Origin of the sequence: Variovorax sp. 3319, assembly GCF_031456585.1 — a bacterium.
GTDB lineage: Bacteria > Pseudomonadota > Gammaproteobacteria > Burkholderiales > Burkholderiaceae_C > Variovorax > Variovorax paradoxus_P.
Map to the genome: position 1 here is coordinate 1 of NZ_JAVDUZ010000010.1, position 22,452 is coordinate 22,452.

17 protein-coding genes are annotated in these 22,452 nt (G+C 65.6%); 4 read left to right on the forward strand and 13 right to left on the reverse strand.

What is annotated here, in order from left to right; translation table 11 throughout:
* On the reverse strand, nt 1–491 hold a 491-nt coding region (locus J2X67_RS19630; protein WP_309955608.1), incomplete at its 3' end, for an ESPR-type extended signal peptide-containing protein.
* A 324-nt stretch (nt 492–815) separates the two neighbouring features.
* Between J2X67_RS19630 and J2X67_RS19635 the strand changes: the two genes are divergently transcribed.
* Complete coding sequence (locus J2X67_RS19635; RefSeq protein WP_309955610.1) at nt 816–1,340, forward strand: hypothetical protein; 525 nt, start codon at nt 816–818, stop codon at nt 1,338–1,340.
* Nucleotides 1,341–1,419: 79 nt separating this feature from the next.
* Here the strand turns inward: J2X67_RS19635 and J2X67_RS19640 are convergent, their stop codons facing one another.
* The 6 genes from J2X67_RS19640 to tssJ form a co-directional block, all read right to left on the reverse strand.
* Complete coding sequence (locus tag J2X67_RS19640; protein ID WP_309955612.1) at nt 1,420–3,513, reverse strand: serine/threonine-protein kinase; 2,094 nt, start codon at nt 3,511–3,513, stop codon at nt 1,420–1,422.
* Between the two features lie 31 nt (nt 3,514–3,544).
* Nucleotides 3,545–4,261: a type VI secretion system-associated protein TagF gene (tagF, locus tag J2X67_RS19645; protein ID WP_309955614.1), complete on the reverse strand. Its 717-nt coding sequence runs from the start codon at nt 4,259–4,261 to the stop codon at nt 3,545–3,547.
* A gap of 1 nt (nt 4,262) precedes the next feature.
* Entirely contained in the window at nt 4,263–7,898 is a 3,636-nt protein-coding gene (gene tssM, locus J2X67_RS19650) for a type VI secretion system membrane subunit TssM (protein ID WP_309955616.1), read from the reverse strand.
* Nucleotides 7,898–9,289 carry a DotU family type VI secretion system protein gene (locus tag J2X67_RS19655; RefSeq protein WP_309955617.1) on the reverse strand — a complete coding sequence of 464 codons (1,392 nt, stop codon included), beginning with the start codon at nt 9,287–9,289 and terminating at the stop codon, nt 7,898–7,900. Before J2X67_RS19655 ends, tssM begins: the two co-directional genes overlap by 1 nt.
* An 8-nt stretch (nt 9,290–9,297) precedes the next feature.
* Nucleotides 9,298–10,677 (reverse strand): type VI secretion system baseplate subunit TssK, encoded by a 1,380-nt coding sequence (gene tssK / locus J2X67_RS19660; RefSeq protein ID WP_309955619.1) that lies wholly within the window; start codon nt 10,675–10,677, stop codon nt 9,298–9,300.
* A 159-nt stretch (nt 10,678–10,836) separates the two neighbouring features.
* Nucleotides 10,837–11,352 (reverse strand): type VI secretion system lipoprotein TssJ, encoded by a 516-nt coding sequence (gene tssJ, locus J2X67_RS19665; protein ID WP_309955621.1) that lies wholly within the window; start codon nt 11,350–11,352, stop codon nt 10,837–10,839.
* Nucleotides 11,353–11,505: 153 nt separating this feature from the next.
* Here tssJ and J2X67_RS19670 point away from each other — a divergent pair, with 153 nt between their 5' ends.
* Genes J2X67_RS19670 through J2X67_RS19680 form a run of 3 tightly spaced genes read left to right on the forward strand, consistent with a single transcriptional unit; the run spans nt 11,506 to nt 14,732 of the window.
* On the forward strand, nt 11,506–11,889 hold the full coding sequence (locus J2X67_RS19670) for a TssQ family T6SS-associated lipoprotein (RefSeq protein ID WP_309955623.1): 384 nt from the start codon (nt 11,506–11,508) through the stop codon (nt 11,887–11,889).
* Nucleotides 11,890–11,938: 49 nt separating this feature from the next.
* Nucleotides 11,939–13,936 carry a type VI secretion system-associated FHA domain protein TagH gene (tagH, locus tag J2X67_RS19675; RefSeq protein WP_309955625.1) on the forward strand — a complete coding sequence of 666 codons (1,998 nt, stop codon included), beginning with the start codon at nt 11,939–11,941 and terminating at the stop codon, nt 13,934–13,936.
* A complete protein-coding gene (locus J2X67_RS19680; RefSeq protein ID WP_309955626.1) occupies nt 13,929–14,732 on the forward strand; it encodes a protein phosphatase 2C domain-containing protein in 804 nt (267 codons plus the stop codon). Before tagH ends, J2X67_RS19680 begins: the two co-directional genes overlap by 8 nt.
* 32 nt (nt 14,733–14,764) lie before the next feature.
* Here the strand turns inward: J2X67_RS19680 and J2X67_RS19685 are convergent, their stop codons facing one another.
* The 6 genes from J2X67_RS19685 to J2X67_RS19710 are packed head-to-tail and all read right to left on the reverse strand — an operon-like array spanning nt 14,765 to nt 22,447.
* Nucleotides 14,765–15,145: a DUF4150 domain-containing protein gene (locus J2X67_RS19685; protein ID WP_309955628.1), complete on the reverse strand. Its 381-nt coding sequence runs from the start codon at nt 15,143–15,145 to the stop codon at nt 14,765–14,767.
* Between the two features lie 15 nt (nt 15,146–15,160).
* The gene (locus J2X67_RS19690) at nt 15,161–15,805 is read right to left on the reverse strand and encodes a DUF3540 domain-containing protein (protein WP_309955630.1); all 645 of its coding nucleotides are present in this window, start codon (nt 15,803–15,805) and stop codon (nt 15,161–15,163) included.
* Between the two features lie 53 nt (nt 15,806–15,858).
* Nucleotides 15,859–16,908: a pentapeptide repeat-containing protein gene (locus tag J2X67_RS19695; protein WP_309955632.1), complete on the reverse strand. Its 1,050-nt coding sequence runs from the start codon at nt 16,906–16,908 to the stop codon at nt 15,859–15,861.
* Nucleotides 16,905–19,616, reverse strand: a complete 2,712-nt coding sequence (locus J2X67_RS19700) for a DUF2169 domain-containing protein (RefSeq protein WP_309955634.1) — start codon at nt 19,614–19,616, stop codon at nt 16,905–16,907. Before J2X67_RS19700 ends, J2X67_RS19695 begins: the two co-directional genes overlap by 4 nt.
* A gap of 18 nt (nt 19,617–19,634) precedes the next feature.
* Entirely contained in the window at nt 19,635–20,066 is a 432-nt protein-coding gene (locus J2X67_RS19705; protein WP_309955636.1) for a hypothetical protein, read from the reverse strand.
* A gap of 11 nt (nt 20,067–20,077) precedes the next feature.
* Complete coding sequence (locus tag J2X67_RS19710) at nt 20,078–22,447, reverse strand: type VI secretion system tip protein TssI/VgrG (RefSeq protein ID WP_309955638.1); 2,370 nt, start codon at nt 22,445–22,447, stop codon at nt 20,078–20,080.
* Nucleotides 22,448–22,452: the final 5 nt, after the last annotated feature.

Below are 22,452 nucleotides of genomic sequence, written 5' to 3' on the forward strand. Positions count from 1 at the left end.
GCCACTTCGATGTAGCCGCGCAGCTGGCTCGGGCTGCCGCCGTTCACTTCGTTGAGGATGATGCGCGCGGGGCCGGTGGCGAGATACGGATTGCCCTGGACGATGCCGCCGATCTGCGTCCCTACGTTTGTTCTGCTGTTGTTCAGGATGGCGCCGTTGGGCGCCACGTTGAACTGCTGGTACACATTGCGCGAGACGCCGGCGGCGCTGGGCGTCTGGATGTTGATGAGCGGCACGCCGTTAGGGGCGACCATCACGGTAGGACGCAGGTTGCCGGCAACGTTGGGGGCGCCGACGATCTGGGCATGCGCAAAGGGCGCAGTCAAGAGTCCCGCAAATGCAGCCCCCATGAGCATCGGAGCAAAGGCACCGGCGGCCGCTAGGGTCGTGGCCTTGGAAGATCCTTTGCCGGTGGTTGCCGCCGCCTCATGAACGACAACCCGCATCGCGCGCGCCGCGCTCCAGATCACCCGAAAAAATTGCTTGTTCATCTCGTTGTTCTTCCCTGATCGTTCCCGTGACAGCGGCAACACACGGCGCGCGGGCGGCATGCTGCTTTGCCGACAGCGCGTCGGCGAGCCGGGATTCTGGGTTCGGGATACCGTCGGGAATGTCAACGAATTGCAAGGCGCGCAGATTGAGGCTGGAAGTGCCATATATCTCACGCACGGGGCTGGGGCGACAAGTCATTGAGTTGTCGTCCACCCTTGCTGTGCGTGCGAGAAATCACACAAAGCTGGGCAGGCGGTGCGCACGTCCTGATCTGTCACCGTGTATACGGCATAGTTCAAGGTCCACCTACTTGAACACGACTCATGGATCCTTCCGAGCGACTCGCCAAAGGCCTCGACGGCGAAAAAAATCTCCGCGCATGGCTCGACGCCGAAGGCCTCTCTCATGTCTCGATTTGCCAGCACCCGGAATCCTTTGCCGCACTCTTTGCCGGCCATGTGAAACGGCCAGACTTCTTGTTGCTGCTGGAGTCAATTGGCCTGATTGCCATCGACGTGAAAAACCAGGCGCAGTCCCAACGGCCAATTGGCTACACGCTCACCCTCGATGTCGAACTGCGCAGAGCGGTCGCGTTTGAGCGGCTCTTTCGGATTCCACTTTGGTACGTCTATCCATGCGAAGAAAGCGGCCAGACCGTCTGGTACTGGATCAGTGCGTTGAAGGCTCTGCAGGAAGGCAGCAAGCGCCTCAACGCGGACAAGGTGGAATTTCTGATCATCGCGCTCGACAACTTCGAGCGAATCGAAACGAATGCGGACTTGGGCAAGTTGTATACGCACCGGCTGTCTGGCGTGAACAAGATCGCAAGCCAGCCTCTTACCGCGTAGGCAGTTGGCGCAGGTGAGACGCTCAGAGCTGAACTGCAGCGCAGCGTTCGGCAGCGCTGGCGCCCTGCGCCCGACCCCCCTACTTGAACTCGTGGCTCACCACCGGCGCCGAGCGGCTGTCCTGCACTGTCACGCGCTGCCGGTACACATCGAGGTCGCCGTTACGCACTTCGATGTTGTAGATGCCCGGGCGCAATGACAGCGACTTGAGCGGCGGGCTCACGCCGCGGTCGGCACCGTCTACGAACACCTGGCCCCAGGGGCGGATGTTGAGTACCACGCGCCCATTGCCGGGTGGAGCCGCCGGCTGTGTCGGCGGCGTGGGGCCGCCGGCCACTACGGTGGGCACGGCATTGGTCGGCGTGGTGCCGGGTGCTGCGGGCATGGTGGGCGAGAGCCGGTTCAGCTCGGCAATGGCGTTGCGCGCCTCGCGTGCATGCAGGCCACGGCGGTACCGGCGCAGGTAGGCCTCATAGCCCTCGCGCGTGTTCTCGGCCTGCGCGAGGTTCCAGTCCTCGACCTCCGAGGTGGCAAGCGCGGGCTCGGGCGGCGTGGCCGGGGCCGCCGGTGTGGCCGGGGTCGGAGGCACCGCGGCGGTGGGCGGCGCTGCCGGCGCAGGCGCGATGACCGGCACGCTGTCCAGCGGCGTGAGCGAAGCGGCCGGTGCACTGGCCGCAGGTGCGCTAGGCGTGGCGGCACCACCGGGCGCTGCGGCCACATTGCTGCCAGGTGCGTTTTCGCCGGGCGGCACGGCCGGGGGCGGCGCGTTGGCAGACATCGGCCCCGAAGGCGGAGGCACAGGCACCATGGCGGTCGAGGTCTCCTGCCGGCCGGAACTCAGGCGAAGACCGATCCAGCTGCCTACCGCCACCAGCGCAATCACCAGCACGCCGACCAGCTTCCATGGCGGCCGCGAAGACTTGCCAGCGGGTGCAGGCGGCTGCTTGCCGGCGACCGGCGCCGCGCGCACCGGGGCAGCCGGTTCACGCGGTGCCGCGGCCTTGGCCGCCGGTGCGGCAACCCGCTCCGGGCTGGCTTCGGGCTGGGGTGGCCTGGGCCTTGCCGGTTCCGGTGCGGAGGCCTCGGCGCGTGCAGCAGCTGCCAATGCGGCAGCCCCTGCCGCCACTGCGGGCGCCGGCGCCGGCTCAAGCCCCTGCGGCTCGGGCACCACCGCGGGCGCAGGCCTGGCAGGTGGCGGAACAATCACTGTCGGCGCCACCAGCCCGCTCACGTAGGTGTCGCCGAGCTTGGTCAAGCCCAGCTCGGCTGCGAACGCCGCCACGGTCTGCGTGCGGTCTTTGCTGTGCACCGCCAGCGTGTGGTCGACCGCAGCGCAGAACCCCGGGCTCAGGTCACCGCGGCCGAGCGAAGACAGCGGCACGTACGCGTCCTGCACGCTGCGCACCACGGCCGAGGGCGGCGGATGCCCGGTGACCGCGCGGTACAGCACGGCGCCCAGCGCATAGAGATCGGTCCACGCGCCCTGCAGCAGCGTGTTGTCGTCGGCGTACTGCTCGATGGGCGAGTAGCCCGACTTCACCATTACCGCCACTTCATCGACGAGGTCGGCAATCGACTTGCGCGCCGCGCCAAAGTCGAGCAGCACCGGCAGGTCGTCCTGCTGGATGAAGATGTTGTCCGGCGCAATGTCGCGGTGAAAGCATTGGCTGCGGTGCAGGGTTTCGAGCGCACCGAGCAGCGGGCCCAGCATGCCCAGCAGCCAGGCCTCGGTAACCTTCGACGGCTCTTCCTCGGCCAGGCGGCGCAGCGTGCGGCCGCGGTAAAGCTGGATTGCCATGTAGGCGGTGCTGTTCGCCTCCCAGAAACGATGCACGCGCACCAGCGCCGGATGGCTGAACTGCGCAAGCGTGCGCGCCTCGTTGATGAAGCTGCGCAGGCCCGCCTGGAAGGTGGCGGTGAGCCGGTCGGAACGCACATGCACGCTGTCGTCGCCCACGCGGCGCGCGAGCATCGAGGGCATGTATTCCTTGATGGCCACCTCGCGCTGCAGCGAATGGTCGTAGGCGCGGTAGACGATGCCGAAGCCGCCTTCGCCGATCACTTCGAGCAGCTCGAACTCGTCCAGCCTGTGGCCCGTGGCCAGTGGATGCGGCCGCTCTTGCGGATCGGCCGGCGCACTGCTGCTGGCATTGCTGCTGGCGTTGGTCGTCATGCATGTCCTCCCGCGGCGGGGGTCTGTTCAGTCATGCCCATGGCACATGCCCCTGTGAAAACAACTTCGAAAACAATGGCGTATTGAGACCTCCGCCGTGTGCGGCGGTGCGCAGCGGCGAACCGTCCGCCTGGTTGGTCCACCAGTAGCTGGTGCTTCCGAACGCGTCGAAGCACAGCGGAAGCTCGGGCCAGCCGAGGCGTTGCTGCGCACCTGCGTCCGATGCGGCGGGGCCGAGAATCGAGAGGATGTCGTCCGAGCCGCCGCTTGCGGTGTGGAACCCGCCGTGCGCCGCGGCCAGCACCTGCTGGTCGAACTGGTCTGGCGCCACGCTGTGGCGAATGGCCTGCAGCAACGCGGTGCCGCACTGCCAGTACCAGGCGGCCGAGCCTTCGAGCATGGAAGGCCGGTAGCTCGAAGCCGCCACCTGCAAAGTGACGCATGCGGGGTAGTAGCGCCCCACGCGGTCGCAGCTTGGCGCAATGCAGCCGAACTGCACCGCGTCCACGCCCTGCGTTGCCGGAATCGCAAAGTTCCACACGGGCGCGACAACGTAGTGCCGCGTCATGGCGTCGGGCCAGCGCTTGAACGAACCCAGGCCGTTCTGCATCCAGCGGTCCCACCAGGCCTGCAGCTCGCGCGGCATGCGGCGGTAAAGAAAGTCGCCGGCGGCAGGCAGCTTGCCGTACCAGCCGATCTGCTCGTCGGCCGGCACCCACGCGTGCGTCGAAGGAAAGCCGCTGTTCATGTCACGACTTTCCCGGGCATGAGAAGCCGTTCATCTGGCTGAGGCGCAGCGGGTTGTAGACGCTGTTCGCGGTAACGGCCAGCACCACCTTCTTGCCCTGCATGTCGAAGGTCGCGTTGAACGACTCGGGCGACTGGCCGGCCGAGACCGAGGCCTTGTCGAAAAGCCTGTGCAGTGCCCATGGCCCTTCGGTCACGATGCCGCCTGCGGGCGTGCCGTTGGCGGTGGTTACCTGCAGCCGCACCTGGTTGCTGTTGCGCGGGCCGGGCCACTTGACGGTGCTGGGTGCCTGCGGGCCATGCGCATAGCGCACCGTCTGTCCGTCGATGTCGAGCGTGAACTGGGTGAGCGCGGCGTCCATGTCCTCGGGCCGGATGTCGATGGTGAACGACGGCGTGCGCGCGCCTGCCATGCCGGTAAAGAACACATCGCGGATCGCCTGCGCCTTCTGGAACGAATCGAGATACGACGAGCGACCCGGCGAGCTGCCGTCTACGCCCTTCTTGAAGGCCCACGGGTTCACCGACGTATCGACCTGCGAAGCGAGGTTCTTCTGGAAGAAGTCGTCCATCATGCCGCCGGGCGAAAACAGCTGTGCAAAGTCGCCGGCCGCCACATCGCGATTGGACCCGCGCGAAAACGGATAGCGCCCCGCAATGGCCTGGTTGCAGAACTGGCCGATGGTGGCCGCCGCGCTTTGCCCGATGTTCTGCCGCGTCACGGCCGCGGCCTTGGACGACGCGGTGGCCGAGAGGTCGTTCAGCATGCCCTGGAACGGCACCGGCAGCCGGCCCGCCTCGGCCTGCACCTTGGTAACCGCATCGCCCGACGGCGGAATGTTGCCGCTGCGCAATGCCGTGTCGGTGGCGGTAAGAAACGTGTAGAGCTCGTTGATGAGCGCCGCAGTGGCATCGATGGGCGCTTGCCCGCCAGCCTTGGGCGCGGTCACCATGCGGCGAAGCGGCGCAAAGTGGTTGTCCACCAGCGACTCGGGCCGGTCCGGCGCGGTGTTGCGGCGCTGGCTGCCGTCGGGCTGGCCGATGAGCTGCTCGATGCGCTCGCGCGTGCTGGCCACGCGGTTCTGCGCCTGGTCGAGCAGGCTGCGCGCGGCCTCGTCGTGATTGCGCAGCAGGTCGGTCTCGCGCGCCGCGCCGCGAATGAGCCGCGACATCGGCGACTCCGAAGTCGAAAGCACGCGCGTCATCTGGATGCTCTGCAGCAGCGAGCGGCTGTCGGCCAGGCGAATGTCGGCCAGGTACTCGTCCCAGATGCGGATGTAGTCGGTGAGATACAACCGACGCACCTCGCGCAGCAGCAGCTCGCGCGAGGTGATGTCCGTCATGCCCGGTGCGCGGATCTGCAGCACCCAGCGGTCTTCCTGCTCGAGCGCGAGCGTGGTCTCGGCCATGCGCTTGTCGAAGATGTCCCAGTAGCCGCGATAGGTGAACAGCGTGGGAATGCCGTCCGTCAGCGGCTTGCCGCTTGCGCGCTTGATGACCAGCGCCGATTCGGCACCACCCGCCTCGGCAATGCTGAAGGCGTTGGGCGGGCTGGTCTGCAGCAGGATGCGGCGCAGCCGTGCATACGAGCGCTGCGCCAGCGGCACGCCCGCCAGGCGGTCGCGCGTCTGCACCACGAGCCGGTCGTCCTTGGCAAAGGGCGATGTCACCACGCGCCCCGCAAACAGCGCCTGCAGGTGCGTCTCCAGGTTGGCGCGCTGCTCGCGCGTAAGGGCTGCGCCTATCTTGCGGTCCACGTCGCTGAGCAGCCAGGCCTGCAGAAAGTCGGCGTCGTAGCGCTCGGCGTCGTACAGCATGAGATAGGCCTTGAGCGCCTCGTAGCTGTATTCGGCGTCGGTCTTGGAGGCTTCGCGCAGCGCCTGCTCCACGCGCTGGGCCGCCTGCGGCAGCAGCACGCTCTCGAGCGCACGCTGGTAGACGCCGTCGGTCGCCGCCTGCAGCTTCTCGCCCTGATAAAGCCCGAAGCGGTAACTCACAGGCGGATCACCGATGTCGAAGTGGCTCGACTTGGGCAGGTCGCGCAAGCGGTCGAGCACCAGCAGCGAGCTGGCAATGTCGCTGTTCGAGTCGACCACCGTCGGCAGCTCGCCGCGCGCCGCGGCCTTGTTGAAGGCCTTGGCGTTGTTGTCCACTTCGGCCACGTAGTCGCTGTTGTTGCGCCAGCTGTTCACGCAGGCCCCCAGCAACACCACCAGCAGCACGCCGATGAGGCTGTAGCCGGCCAGGTCGATGGCCCGCTTGCGCCGGTACCAGCGCAGGTTGGTGCCGGCCACGCCCGCATCGCGAAAGATCACCTGCTGCAGCAGTTCCTTCAGGAAGTAGCTTTTGCCCGGGCCTGGCGGCGGAGCCGGCGGCGCATTGACTTGCAGGTAGCGCTTGATGGCGCCCATCACGCGGTCGAAGGCAGTACCTTCCTGCGTGCCGCTGGTGAAGTACACGCCGCGCAGCATCGGCGCCACTTCGAACTTGGAGGGATTGAACACGTCGGCCAGGAAGGTGCCGAGGATGTCCTCGAAGCTCGCGAACTGCTGCGGTAGCAGGTAGGCCTGCGCGCGGCGCATCTGGTCGGGCTCGGCCGCCAGCAGCTCGGGCAGGCGCTCGTCCAGGCGCTGGTGCAGCAGCTTGTATTCCTGGTGGAAGCGCTCGCGCAGGTCGGCCTTGGCCGGGTCCGCCGGGTTGGCGTCGATCGGAAAGGTAAAGCCCCACACCTGCGAGCGCTCAGCCCGGCCCAGCGAGCCGAAGTACTCGTTGAAACCAGCCAGCAAGTCGGTCTTGGTAACCAGCACGTACACCGGAAAGTTGATGCCCAGGTCGTTGCGCAGCTCGAGCAACCGCTTGCGCAGCGCCATGGCGTGGCGCGCGCGCTGCGCGTCGTCGGCCAGAGGCAGGTCGGCAATGCTGATGGTGAGGATTGCGCCGTTGATCGGCTGGCGCGGGCGAAACTTTTTCAGCAGGTCGAGAAAGCCCTTCCACTCGCTCTCATCGGTTTCGCGGTTGCTCTCGTGCGTGGTGTAGCGCCCGGCGGTGTCGATCAGCACCGCCTCGTTGGTAAACCACCAGTCGCAGTTGCGCGTGCCGCCAATGCCGCGCACCGCGGCCTTGCCGAGCTGGTCGGCCAGCGGAAAGTCGAGGTCGGAATTGACCAGTGCGGTGGTCTTGCCCGAGCCCGGCGCGCCAATGAAGATGTACCAGGGCAGTTGGTACAGGTACTGCCGGTCGAACACAGCGAAGCGGCCCGCGGCCTTGCCTTCGGCGCCCGAGCCGAAGCGCATGTTCTTCAGTATGGCCGTGGCATCCGTGAAGCCGCTTTGCAGTTCCTTGATCTCGGGTGCGTCTTCGGGCTTGGCAGCCTTTTCTTTGGTGGACGGCGTGCGCAGCTGGTTGAGCAGTTGCGCGTTGAGCCGCCGCTCGCGCCATTTGCGGTAGAGCACCCGCGCAATCCAGATCGTGAACATCAGCGCGATGACCACGATGCGGACGAACTCGCTTTCGAACGGCCGGTAGCGGCCCACCGCAATGACGGGGCCGATGACCCAGATCAGGAACGCAACAGCCAGCAGCCCGAGAAAGACCCACAGGTCGCGGCTCACGAGAAAACGAAAAATCGCGCGCAGCATCAGCGGGCTCCTCCCTGCGGCGCTGCGTTGGCTGCGCCGCCGGCCGCCACGGGCGCCACCAGCAGCGTCACTTCGACACGGCGGTTGCGCGCGCGGTTGGCCGGCGAGTCGTTGGGTACCAGCGGATCGGCGTCGCCGCGGCCTTCGGCGCGCAGGCGCTCGGGCCGGGTCACGCGGCTGGCAATCATTTTCTTGACGGCATCGGCACGCGCCTGCGAGAGCTGCCAGTTGGACGGGAAGCGCACGCTGCGAATCGGCTGGTCGTCGCTGAAGCCGCTGACAAGCACGTTGCCTTCCACCGAATTGAGCGCATCGGCCACCCGCGCGAGCACCGGCGCATAGCGGTCGAGCACGCGGTCGGAGCCCGATGCGAACAGGCCGTCGCCGCGCAGCACCACCACGCTGCGGTCGGCCTCGTCGCGCACCGTCAGCAGGCCGTCGCGAATCTCGGGTTCGAGAAAGCGCTGCAGCCGCGGTTGCGGTGCAGGCAAGGCCACGGCGCGCGCGGTTTGCGGCAGGCGCACCGCATTGACGGCCGCAAACGCGCCGTCGGAGCGGCCGGCCAGGCTGAATGTGAGCACACCGAACACCAGCACCAGCAGCACTGCCGCCACGGCGCCCACGGCCCACAGCGGCAGCCAGTTGCGCGTGCGGCGCACCGGCGCGCTTGCGTCCTGCCAGTGCGGGGACAGCGGCACGGCAATTTCTCCGCGCGTTTGCCTGATGATCTGCAGCAGCCGCTGCTTGAGTGTTTCGAGCTGCGTGCGCCCGTTGTCGATAACGCGAAAGCGCCCTTCGAAACCCATCGCAAGGCAGAAGTAGATGAGCTCGATGAGTTGCAGGTGCTGTTGCGGGTTTTGCACCAGGCGCGACAGCAGCTGAAAGAACTTCTCGCCGCCCCAGGTCTCGTTGTGGAACATCACGAGCAGGCTCTGCGACGACCAGATGCTTCCGCCCCAGGGCGTGAGCGCGGCGGCTTCGTCGACCGCAGTGCACAGGCAATAGCGCGCGCCGATGATCACCTCGGGTGCAATGCCGCTTTGCTGCGCGCGCGTTTCAAAGCGCCTGACTTCGTCGACCAGGTGCTCGCGCAACTGCGCGGGTGCATCGTGGTGCCCCGTGGCGCGAATCTGCGGAATCAGGTCGAGCAGCGGGTTGGCCGCCGCGACGAGCGGGTTGTTGCCGGCAAGCGCCGCGTCGCCCGCATGCGGACGCCGTGCGTCGTGCCATGCGGTGAATGACTGGGGTTGCTGGCCAAGGCCGCGCGTTGCGGAGGACATACCGGCCGCGTCGCCACTGCCCAGGTTGCCGCCACTGGCATTGTTGCCGCCGCCCGGATTCGGAGGCACGAAGCCACCCGGACCGACGGCCATGTCGTTGACACCGTTCATAGGGTCCCTCACGGACGAATGGCCCAGAACTCCATGGCCAGGCCTGGAAAGTCGCCAGCCAGGTGCATTGCAACGCCGCCCGATTTTTCGAGCTGGCGCCACATGTCGCCGCTCTTGTCGAGCTCGAAATAGTGGTAGCCCGCGTTGTATGGAATCTGCCGCGGCGCCACCGGCAGCGGCCGCACCGTGACGCCGGGCAGTTGCAGCTGCACCAGGTCGCGAATGCGCTCGACCGAGCCGATCTTGACCTGCGTGGGAAAGCGCTGCTGGATGGCCTCGGCGGGCAGGTCTGCGTGCACCGCAAGCACGAAGCCCGCGTTGCGCACCAGCACGGGGTCGGGCATGCGGCCGACGCGCACGCCGTGGCTGCGCTCTTCGAGCTCGATGGCGATGGCGCTCTGCTCGAGCACCGCAGACAGCGATCGCCGCAGTTCTTCCATCAGCGGCCGGATGCTCTCGTTGAGGTTGTCGTGGTCGTACACCGGCCACACTACCGGCCGCCGCGTGGGCGATGTGTGCGTGGCCAGGTGGCAGGCCAGCTTGAACCAATCGGTGAACAGCTGCTCGGGGTGCACCTGCACCGCCTGCTGCGCGTGCCAGGTCGTTGCGAGATAGCGATTGACCAACTCGAGCAAAAGAAAGTCCGATACCTCGCTCACGCCGCCGCGGCCGGGCTGCGAAAGGCGGGATGCCAAGGCTTCGGAGCGCTGCGTGAGCAGGCCGTGCAGCTCGGCAACCATGCTGCGGAGCATCGCGTGCGCCGATGCATCGAGCACCGGCGGAATGTAGTTGGCATCGACCACCAGCTTGTGGTCGGTGCGGCGCTCTATGACGCGCACGGCGCCAATGGCCTGCCACTCCGCCGACAGCGACGATGCGCGCGCCAGGCGCAGGCGCGGCTTTGCGAGCTGCAGCACCGCGGGGCCGAGTGCCACCGCATTGCCGTCGGCTACCTCGCGCTCGATCACGCCGAAGCGCGCGGCAGAACCTTCGTCTTCCGAGAAGATGACTTCTTCACTGCCGGTGCGCCGCAGCGGCAACGCAAGCACGATGAGCTCATCGGTCAGGTCGCTCGGCACTTCATAAGGCAGCGGCGCATCTTCGGCACCGAACGAGAACGGCGTGCCGTCGGGCAGCACGCCGGCACCGCCAAGCAATGACACGCGGCCAAGCGCAAACGCGTCGCGGTCGATGTCCAGGTGAAGCCATCCCCAATAGGCGCCTTGCAGGCCCGCCGTGCGGCGAGTGACGTACTGCTCGACATAGCGCTCCAGTTGCTGGAAGTGCTGGGGCCGCAGGTACATGCCTTCGGACCACACCACGCGATTCGCCAACGCCTGCGGATGGGCGCCCTGCCTGCCGGCGCCCGGATTGCGAACTGTCACCAAAGAACCTCCTGGGGAGTGCCCATACTGAAGCGGGAGGCGCTTGTTGACGCCCTCCCTATTGATTCGTTTTTTTTCTCTGATGCTACACGGCGCTTCTTACGTTTTGCACCGAATTTCTCGTGCGAATTGCTCGCACTTTTTAGCTACAAAGCTCAGAAATTAACGACTTGGTAGTAACTCGATGCCCGTCTTGCGAATGGCGACTCGCACGGTTTGCTCGCTCGGCGAAAACTGCCACACCTTGTAGAGATTGGTTTGCTTCGGCTCCTTCAGCGGCAAGACGATGCGCCAGCGCGCAGCCTCCAGCTTGCGGTAGCCGGCAATGATGCCAATGGCCCGCGAGTCGAGCCCCGCCTCGCGCTTGAAGACACGCTCTTCGCCGCTGCGCATGATGGCCTGGTCGGCGTTCACGAGCTCTGTCAGAAGAGTTTCGCGATCGCGGTCCTGTAGTGCAAAGTAGTCTGCCGTCTCGAAGTTACCGGAAGATTTCAGTTCGAAGACTTTGACGAGAATCGGCGCCGCCTGGCCACGTCCGTCGGGGTTGACGCCGTCGTCTATGCGAATGGTGACTGCATAGGGTGTGGGCAATGACTTCGCAGTCGATGCGCATCCACTGAGGCCGCCAAACAACGGTGCGGTTGCAAGTGCGCCTTGAAGCAAGGTTCGTCGATGCATGAGATCTCCCTCAATGGTTCGCGGCCTATATTATCGAAGTCGTGCGCACGAACCGAGTCGCATATCGCGTGCAACATCGCGTGTCTTATCAAGCATTGCCTTTCATTGCCTTTCGCAAGGTTGGAGAGAAGATTGAAGTCATGTCTGCCTGCTTTGGCGCTCACCTTATTTCTGGCTGCCGGTTGCACCACCACGCCCCCGCCCGAGCCGCCGCAACCCGAACGCCTGAGCCAGCAAGTGGCGCGCACCACACTCGAACGTGCGCAGCAGGCCTATGACGAAGGTGACTATGCCAAGGCCATTACCACCCTGAAGAGCGGCGGCGTCTCGGTGTTCGACGCCGCAGAGCCCGCCACGCGGCTCGACGCGATGAAGCTCGAGGCCTTCAGCTACTGCGTGGCCAACCAGGTGCCCGAATGCCGCACGCAGTTCCGCAAGCTTCTCGATGCCTTTCCCAACTTCGACCTGAGCGTTGCCGAACGCAAGCACCCCGTGTGGGGCCCCGCGTTCGAGGCTGCCAAGCGGATGAAGCGTTGATTGCCTTGCGCAGCAGCACACCGCAGCTCGACATGAACACGGAGATGCCATGCGTTGGACGGTGATCGAACATGCCGGCAAGCCGGTGACATCGGGCCCCTCGGCGCTGCTTGCAGCACCGGGCGGCACCATCGGCCGCAGCCCCGACAACCACCTCGTGCTGCCCGACGACCAGCGGCAGATCTCGCGGCTGCAGGCCACCGTGCGCTTCGATGAACACGGCGTCGAGGTGCTGCGCAACATGAGCGCGGTGCTGCCCATCAGCGTGAACGGACGCACGCTGCAGCACGAAGAAGAGTCGCCAGTTGCCGATGGCGACCGGGTGACCATTGGCAGCTATGTGCTCGAAGCCGCGAGTGGCCATCGCACCGCTGCGGCCGCGTCGGTTGCACCGATTGCAGCCATGGTGCCGCCACAGCCACAGCCACAGCCACGGCCGCTTTCGCAACCGGCCGCCGCACCGGCACCCGTGCAGGAGGTTCCCGCCCCCCAAGCAATGGCTGCGGCGCCCCTGGAATCGCTGCTGCCCGCCGCTCCCGTCTCGGATGTGTTCTCGGATCTGTTCGGCGCGGGCGCGCTGCCCATCGGCGAGGCGCAAGCTGTCACCGTGGCAATGCCGCCGCCACCCGCATCGGCACCCCCACACGCCTATGCGCCTGCGGCCCCTGCCATGCCGGCAACGCCTGTTGCCGCGCCTGTGTTCGCTCCACCACCAGCCGCGGTGCAGCCACCATCGCAGGCAGGCCCCCGCACGACTGCCACCTCGCAGATTCCCTCTGCGGCCGATTGGGATGCGATTCTTGCCAATGCACCGCGCCGCGAAAAGAGCGCGCCCGAGCCCATGCCCGACCCCTTGGCGCACGAACCGTTCGAGCTGCCCTCGCAGGCGCGCAGGAACCCGGTCGATCCGCTGCTGGAACTGAACCCTCGCTCCACTCACGCGAGCAACGATATGTCCGACGTGGCGTTGAAGCGCGGCGTCGACCCACTTTCTTTCTTTGCCGCCGACAGCAACGCGCCCTCGCCGCTTTCCGATCCGCGCCCGACCGCGCTGACCCACGAAGACCCGCTGCGCGAGGTGCATCCCGCGCTCGACCTGCTTGCAAAGCCGGCCGCCGCGCCGCAAGGGCACAGCCATTCGAATCACGCACGGGAAGTGTCCGCGCAGTTCAGGCCGCCGAACCCAGTGGCCTTCGATCCGCCGCCTGCTGCCAAGCCGAAGAAGGCGGAGGTGGCGGCTGCGCCGGTGGAACCACCGCCACCGCCACCGCCACCGCCACCAGCACCAGCACCAGCACCAGCACCAGCAGTATCGGCATCCAGGCCCGTTGCACCACCTGAGCCGGTTGCAGCACCGCCCGAGCCCGAGCCTGTGGTGCCTGCGCCGGTTCCCGTTGCGCACGCCCCGGTGGCCCCAGTTGCAGCGCCCGCATCGCCGTCCTCATCGGACGAACTCTTCAGGGCCTTTCTCGAAGGCGCCGGTGTGCCCGACGTCGCCGGCCAGCAGCCGCTCGACGCCGAAGCCATGCGGCGCCTTGGCCGGCTCATGCGTGCGTTCACCGACGGCACCATCGAACTGCTTTCGTCGCGCGCCATGCTCAAGCGCGAAGTGCGCGCCGAGATCACGATGATCGTCGACGAGGAAAACAATCCGTTCAAGATTCTTCCCAACGGGCGTGCCGTGCTCATGCAGATGTTCGGCGCGCGCATGCCCGGCTTCCTGTCGCCCGAAGCGGCCGTGCACGACGCGCTCGGCGATCTGCAGTCGCACCAGCTCGGCATGGTCGCCGGCATGCGGGCCGCGCTGCTCACGGTGCTCAAGCGCTTCGACCCCTCTGCGCTGAACGACACCACCCCGCACGACGGCGGTCTCGGCGAAAAACTGCTGCCTGGCGGCCGCGAGGCGCGCTTGTGGCGCCAGCTGCAGAAGCTGCATGCGGAAACCACCGCAGCCGTCGAGGACGATTTCCAGGCTGTCTTTGGCCGCGCCTTCCAGCAGGCCTACGACAAGGAGATGGAACGACTGAAGGAGGCACGCCGTGCTTGAAACCACCCGTGCTTTCGCGATTCCCATTTCCACCTCGCAGTTCTCCTGCGTCGGCGAGCGCAGCGGCAACCAGGACGCCATCGGCTACCACCTGGACGAATACAACGCCTGCTTCGTGGTGAGCGACGGCGTGGGCGGCAATGCGGGCGGCGAACTGGCCGCGCGCATTGCGGTCGATACCGCGCTCAACACTTTCGTGGACAACCCCTCGGTCGAGACAGAAGACATACAGCACGCGGTAAAGGCAGCCAACGACGCCATCCTTGCCAGGCAGCGCGAGCTTGCCGAGCAGAGCAAGATGAGCGCGACCATCGTGTCGCTTTTTGTCGATCGCACCAGCGGCCGCGCCTGCTGGGCACACGTGGGCGACAGTCGCCTCTACTGGTTCCGCCGCGGCGCCCTGATGCAGCGCACCGAAGACCACAGCCTGTCGGAGCGCTCCGGAGAGGCCGCTCTCGGCAACGGAGCCAACGGGGGCGAGCGCCTCGTCAAGACCAACCTGCTGTACCGCGCGCTCGGCGCGCGTGCCACGGCCGAAACCACTGTTTCAACACCGCAGCGGCTCGCCGATGGCGATGCGTTCCTGCTGTGCACCGACGGCTTGTGGCAGCTGATTTCGCAGCAGGTGATGGAACGCTCGCTGCAGTTGGCCGACAGCGCGGAAGAATGGCTCGCGTTGCTGCGCCGCGCTGCCGAAGCCAAGGCCGACGAGTCGCGCGACAACTACTCGGCGCTGGCCGTGTGGGTGGGGTTTCCGCAGCAGGTGACGCTTGCGGGTACTGCGCGGCCCGCCTGACTGTCCCGTGGCCTCATGGCCTCGTGGCCTCTTCAGGGTGCCAGCATCAGCACCTTGAACTGGCTCGGCACGATGCGCATGCCCACCATGTTGCAGCGGTTCTGCACCGTGATGCTCGTCACCCGCGTGGCCGGCGTACCCTTGAGAAGCACGGTGAACGCACCTGTCACATGGCGCGATTGCTGCATGAACGTCTGCGAAACAACGCCGCCGAGTACCCCGGGCTGATCCCCCAGGGTAATTGGCGTGGTCGTCGCCATGTTGTGCGCGGGCATCGCCATGAAGAGGATGTTCCAGGCATTCGGAACAGCCATCGGCCCCATGGCCATGTTCGGGTATGGAATGGGCACCGGCGTCTTGCAGACGTCGGGGAATGCCATGTCCATTCCCATGAGCTGGCAATTGGCAAACATCTGGTTCCTCCTCGCCTATCCCATGTGGATCTGGGCCGCGTCCACCTTCACCAGCTCCTGGCCGGTGACCATCGTGTGGTGGCCATGAATACGCACCGTCTCGCTGGCCTTGTGGTCGATGTGGCCCGCACGCACCTGGTCGACTTCATCCGTCAGGCGCAGGGTCTGGCGCGACATCTGCACGATGCGATCGGCCACGGTCTCGAATACCTTGCCAACCAGCCGCACGCTTCCGGCCGCGGCCTGCACGGCGCGCGTCACCAGCCGCAGTTCACCGATCTCGCACTCGCCCTCTTCTGCCTTGAGTACAAAGCGCTTGTCAGCCCGCAGCCTGAGTTCCGAGGCACTCGCGATAGTCACCCGGCCGTTGCCGGCAGACGCGAAGGTAATGTCGCCCGCCGCCTCGATGCAGCTTGACGACGCATCGGCCTGCTCGATCACGGCGATCAGGTAAGCTCGCGCGCTGTCGGGGCCGGACACCAGCACGGTATCGCCGCTGGCCGGTTTGAGCAGGCAGCTCGCCGCGCGCCGGCAAATCCAGACAGCACCCTGCTCATCGTCGACGGTGACACGTCCATCCGGCAGCAATGCGGCGACTACCCCCTGGAAGTGAACCGGAGCCGTCAGCTTCGAGGCTTTGTGCAGTGAAACGACTGTCATGGAGATTTCCTTGTTTCGTTGGGTAAACAGTGGAACGGACAGGCCTGGCGGCATCAGCGCGGCGGATGGATCTCTTGGGCCTTGAACAGCTCCGGATCGTTTTCGATGATGCCACCGCTTCCCGAGAAACGCGCATCTGCGCGCGCGGCCCGATGAAAGCGGGTGCGCAGAAAACGTGCATCGCGCAAATCCGCGGATTGAAGTTGGGCATAGGAGAAATCGGCATCGTGCAGGTCCGCATCGCGAAAGCTGGCACCCTTGGCCCGGGCGCGATGGAACACACTCAGCGGGAGACGCGAGCGGCTGAAATCGGTACCTTCGAGTTTGGCGTCTGCCCAGATCGACTGATCGAAAACGGCATCGCTGCAATTCGCTTCACGCAGATCGGCCTCCGGGAACATCGTCTGGGCGGCGTCCGCCCCGCTGAAGTTCGCCTTGGTAAGCGTGGCGCCCTTGAAGTTGCTCTGGGTCAGCACGGCGCCGCTGAAATCAACACCTGCCATCGCGCTGTCGGTGAACTGGCAGCGCAGGAAGGCGGTCTGCGGCAAGCGCTGGCCTTCCAGATTGCACTCCATCAGGATCGAACCATCGCATTGCGCCTGGGCGAACTCCACCGTGCGCAGATCCATGCGAAAGAACATCAGGTGCAACAGCTGTGCCCCACGGCAATCGAGCTGATCGACCTGCGATTCGGTGATGACGATCTGATCGCAAATGCCGGGCTTCAACACAGCATTCCCGAGCTCGCATCTGACAAAAGCCACGCGCTCCATTTGCGCCTTCCCGAAATCCGCGTGAGCCAGCGAAGATTCGAAGAAGTTGGCGTCCTGGATGAACGCGCGGCCGAGTTGCGCGGCCTCGAGCCGGCACCGAAACACGCGCACACCTCTCAAGCTGGCCGCCGACAGGTCGGCCTGATCGAAGTTGCATTGCGCGAGTGAACTGTCGTCGAGACTGGCGCCACGCAGATTCGTCCGGCTCAGATCGACGTGCTCCATCTGTGCCCCCGACAAGTCGACACCGCTCAGGTCCTGACCCGCGAGACTCGCTCTGACCACCGGTTCGCCATGCCGAATCTTGTCCAGGAGTTCTTCGACTGTCATCGAACCGGCTCAGTCCTTCGTGCGGGCAAGGTCTTGGCTCCTTGGGTGTACGCGCCGATGAAGGTGGTCGAGCCGTCGATGGCGGCCTGCGACACGTCGGCGCGAAACAAGTTGGCATCCTGCAGGCTGGCAAAGCGCAGGTCGGCCTTGGAAAGATTGGCGTCGATGAGGTTGGCCCCGCGCAACGAGGCTTCGCGCAAGTCCGCGCGAATGAACAGGCTCTCGCCAGCATGCAGTTCCTCCAGCCGCGCGCGCCGCAGGTCGCACTCGGAGAAGTCGCAGCCTTCAAGGCGCGCCTTCGCGAGGTCGGCGCCGACCAGTATGGCGCCGCGCAGGCCGCATTGCCTGAGCGAAGCGGCGCAGAACACGGCCTGCACCAGGCTACAGCCATGGACGAAGGAGCAGGTGACGAGGCTGGCCTCGGTGAAGTCGACCCCCTCCTGCGCATCGACGGTGACGAAAGCACAGGCGTTCAGCGCGGCGCGTACGAAGGACGCCCCTTTGAACTTGCACTCGATCCAGCTCACCTGCTTGAACGTAGCGTTGTCGAACGCCATGTCTTCCTGTGTCAGCTTGGTCATCGCCAGTTGCTCCCAATGCGAGCCGCGAGCATCGCAACGCAACCATTCGCTTTCGACCAGATCGGCCTGGTTGAACACGGCCTTCGCCAGCACGCAGGAACGAAAAACGGTCTTGCTGCAACGCGCCCGCACGAAGCTCGCACCCGTGAAGTTCACGCCTTCGCATTGCGCGCCACCCAGATTGGCCTCGTCCAGCCGCGCATCGGTGAGCGAAGCCCGGACGAGCCGCGTCCGCGCAAGCACCGCGCGCGTGAAGTTGCAGCCATCGAGCCGCGCATCGCTGAAGTCGACGTCTTCAAGGTTTGCTTCGGTGAAATCGGCACCGCGCAAATCCAGGCCCGAGAGGTTGGCACCGACGAAGCTCATGCCTGCAAAACGACGCTCACCGCTGGCTGCGGCCTCAAGACGTCGACGCAGCCGCCTGGAGCGCAGGCTGCTGGCCGGCGGCGCCGGCTCCAACAGGTGTGCGCCGTAGAGGTGCCCCATGCGCGCGCTGCGCCCGGCCTGCTCGCGCAGCCGCGCGCTTTCGGCGGCCTCGTCGGACGTGAGGGGTGTTGGGCGCTCGCGCGCCGCGTCTTCCTCGAGGCGCGCGAGGTCATGCAGCAAGCGATCCGGGTCGAACCGGCGCTGCACAGGCTTGCCGGTCCGCGATGCCACCTCGGCCATGGCCTTGTCGATGCTCGCCTTGATCTCGCCGGACAGCTTGTGCGGATCCATCTGCGACAGCGGCGGGATATCGATATCGGGTTGGATGGCAGCAGGCATCCCGCGTGCGACGGCCTGAGCCCGGTCCTGGGCACCGCGGGCAAGGGCCGCCTCGCGCATCTGCTCGAGGGCTCGATCGGCCTTCTCGGCGAAGTCGGGCAAATCGTCCGCGGAGGCAGGCGGCTGCAAATCCGGTTCGGGCAGGGGCGGCAGATGCTGTTCGGGATCCAGGCCCTGCGCCAGCAGGCGGGCGCGCAGGCGTTCGCGCTCGCGTTGCCGGCCTGCGTGCAGGTTGCGCACCAGCGGAAGCGAGGCGATATCGGGCATCTGGTCGCCTGCCCATGGCCCCATGACCGCCTTGGGGACCAGGTCGCTATCGCGCAGGACCAGCACCGCCTTGGCTGGATCGATGCGCTGCTGCAGCACGTGTTGGTAATGGGCGAGCGGCCGCGGCTGCCCGCGCAACTCGAGCGCGGGCATGATGTGCTTGACGTCGGCCGCGTCGTCCTCCGCGATGGGCGATGCACCGTGCCAGATCAGGATGACGCGCTCGGCGTGTGGAAAAAACCAGGCCGTGCTCAGGCGCAGTGAAATTTCCGACAGCGCGCCACCGTCTTTTTGAAAGCTGGCGAAACAGCGTGCCTGCCAGTCGGGCAGCTGGCCGCGCATCACCGGCTGGCGAGGGTGCATGTTCCACAACTCGTAGGCGGCGCCTGGCGGCAGTTCGCGCTGACCAGGCAGGCGCTGGTCGCCGGGTGCGGCATTGAAGTAGCGCCAATCCATGTCCTCGGCGAAACCCGGGTACTCGTGCTGCAGCCACTGCTGGTCGTAGGCGCGCCCCATCAGCGCGAGCCGCTGCGGCCGATCGGGGGGGACGGCGCCGAAACCTGCAGGCACGATGCGCCGCCCAGGCGCGTCCTGACGCGCGCCGGGCAACTCGACATTGGGCAGCCGGCGCGTATGCACGCCGTTGATCGTTTCATCGAAGCTGCCGATGCCCTCCGGGTTTTCGGACTCGCCCGGGCCGCCATAGGCATGGGCCCAATCCAGCCTCAGGCGCTCGAAAGGCTGGGGAGGCGTAGCGCGGCCGTCAAGCCAATAGCGATCACCGCTCACCAGCAACGACTTGGCCTGGCCATGGAAGACGGCCTGGGCCGCGCAGAGTGTCTTGTCGTCCTGGTGCGCCGTGTACGCATAGCCGCTGACCAACCACTCCGGCTCGATCTTGGGCACGCCCAGGTCCAGCACGTTGCCCGGCCCGATCTCGCCGGCCGCCAGCTTCCAGAGATCCTGGTCGGGCATCAGCAGGGGCTCGGGCGCCAGGCTGGCCATCGCGAAGACCGAGACGCCCAGAAGGTCTTGCCGCTGCCGCCGGAAGGGCCGCGTAAGGATGCTCAGGCGAAAAGGCTTGATGGTCTTCATCGGGGCAGCGCACCTGCTTCAGCGCATCGGCTGATCGATGGCGATCTCGCGCGAGACCGGGTCGAAGCGCAGCTTCACGGAGCGCCCCGGTGCGAAGTCGGCGAGCTTCACCGGACTGATGGGGGCGTCCAGTTCAGTCTGGTAGGCGGGCAATCCGCCCTCGGGCTGCACCTGGAGCTTGAGCCGCACGATGATGTAGATGCGCTCGACACGAACGCCGGTGTCATAGCTCTCGAGCACCTTCGCCACCGCCGGCTGGCCCGTACGAAGTACTCGCTCGGCGCGATCCGCACCCATCACCTCGCGGTTGACCACACCCTGCATATGCAGCATGCGGGAGACATGGCGCTTGCCCAGCGTGATCATCACGAACGCCAGCAGTGCAACGACAGCGACGGGGACAATCAGATACCAGTACTTGGTGAACCACACGGCGAAAAGATCCAACATGCGCCCCAGTCTCAGAGATAGACGGTGATGCCTCTGGGGTTCACCTTGATCTGGGACAAGTCGATTTTTGTCGCCTTGTTGTCCGCCGTGAAAACCGTCTGGGTGGTGGTAAAGAGGCCGACCGCACCGCTGGCGGAATACATGTCGAACTTGTTGATGGCGCCCGTGATCGAGTAGGCGTTGAAGCCAAGGTTCTGGGCGGCGACGCTGATCACCGCCACGTTCGCGAAAACGGCGACCCCGTTGATGCTCACGGTCATCCCGTTGATCCCCATGTTGAAGCCCTTGAAGGCAATGCCCCAGTCCGTGAACGTGACCTTCTTTGCCGACTTGTCCTCCACATGAGGTGCATCCAGGACGATCTTGGTCGGTGACTTGACCGTGATGTCCGACTTGGTGCTTTCCAGGTTCATGGGGCCATCCGTCGTCGCGTTCAACGACGTGTTCGCATGCACCTTTTGCGCCCCCTTGACGAGATAGTCCTCGTCGCCGTCGACCGTCACCTTCTTTCCCTTGGTGTCTTCGGTATACAGGCCGACTACCTTGGTGGTCTGCGGGCCATCGATGTCTTCCTTGAGCGACGTACCGATGATTCGCTCTTCACCGCTGTCTACCGTGTCCTTGCGCTTGCCGGTGACATGGATGGTCTGGTTCCCGATGACATCGACCTGCTGGTTGCCGCCATCCACCTTGATGAACTGGTCGCCGCCGTTGACAGTGATCTTCTGCGGCCCGCCCTTGTTGACCGTCACCGTATGCGGCCCGTTGATCGTCTCGTCCAGGGAGGTGTTGGTTGTGTATTTGTCCGCGCCTTCGATGGTCGTGGTTCTCTTGCCCGCGACCGTGTCGGTCTCATCGGCTTCTACGTCGATCTCGAAATTCTTCTCGGCATGGATCCGCACCAGCTCCGAGCCGGGCGCATCGTCCAGGATGAACTCGTTGGCATTTGCGGGCGTGCCGTCCTGGCTGCGGCTCACGAAGCCGCTCACAGTCACCTTCGCCGGCAATTCGAGCGGCGGCATCTGGTCCGAGTTGTAGACGCGGCCGATGATGATCGGGCGGTCAGGGTGGCCGCCGATGAAGTCGACAATCACCTCCTGGCCCTTGCGCGGATGATTCACCGCGCCATAGTTGGAGCCGGCCCATGCGCTGGAAACGCGCACCCAGCAAGAGCTGTTCTCGTCGCTCTTGCCATAGCGGTCCCAGCGAAACTGCACCTTCACGCGGCCGTATTGATCGACCCAATACTCCTGGCCGGCCTTGCCCACCACGGTGGCGGTCTGCGGTCCGTTGGTGCGGGTCATCGGCGTGACGCGCGGCGGGCGGAACGGGTACGAAGTGGGCTGCACCGCAAAGCTGAAGCTGTAGTGACTGTCGGCCGCACCGCTCTCGTAGCCGCCTTCGCGCAGCGCGTAGGCCACCGACACGATCAGGTATTCGCGGTTGTCGTCCTGCCGGGGGCAGTTCTGCATGGTGAAGCGGTAGCCGGGCGCCATGCCGCGCACGCTGCTGTGGCCCACGTCCCGTTCGGCCTGCGATTGCGCCTCTTCGAGCCTGATGCGCGAGTAATGCTCGCCCTGCTCCGCCTCGCTGAAACCGCCGAGCCATTCGTAGATCTCATAGGTGTCGTGCGGATTGCCGCGCGGCTGGCTGCGCATGCCCATCAGGTCGGCCTTCGACTTCTTGAAGTCGTAGTCGTCCACAACATAGGTGCCCGGGCGAATTTCTTCCGTTACCTGCCATTGGTCGATCACTTCCTGGAATGGGTCCGGGTCGCGGTCGGCCGCCAGATAACTGATCTTGGGATAACCCGGCAGGGTTTCGTGCGCGCCGATGTCGTCGGCAAGCACCAGCGTGTGCTGGTTCTTCTCGTGCTTGAAGTAGTAGTAGATGCCTTCGTGCTCCATGAGCCGGCTCACAAAAGCAAAGTCGGTCTCCTGGTACTGCACGCAGTATTCCCACTGCCGGTAGCTTCCGCTGAGCTTTTTCTCGACCGCGAAGTTGTAGTCGGCAAACACCTCGTCGAGGATGTCGACCACAGACTTGTTCTGGAAGATCTTGCAGTCGCTGGTGCGCGTCAGGTACCAGAGCCAGGGCCGCACGGTGGCGCGGTACACCACATAGCGCGAAGTGCTGCTCTCCCTGCCGACCATCGTGAAGCGCACGATCTGCCCGTTGAGAAAGCGCGGTTCGCCAACCGTCTGTATCTCGAGCGAAAGCGGCTTGCCCAACACCGACTTCATGTCGAGCGACACGCTCGGGCTCAACAAGTCCACCTCGAACTCGAACAGCTGCGACAGTCCCTCGGCGCCGTGCATCGAGCGGAATATCAGCTGGTCTTCCGCCAGCGGCGTGTGGGCTTTGATGATTCGGCTGGCCATGGCTT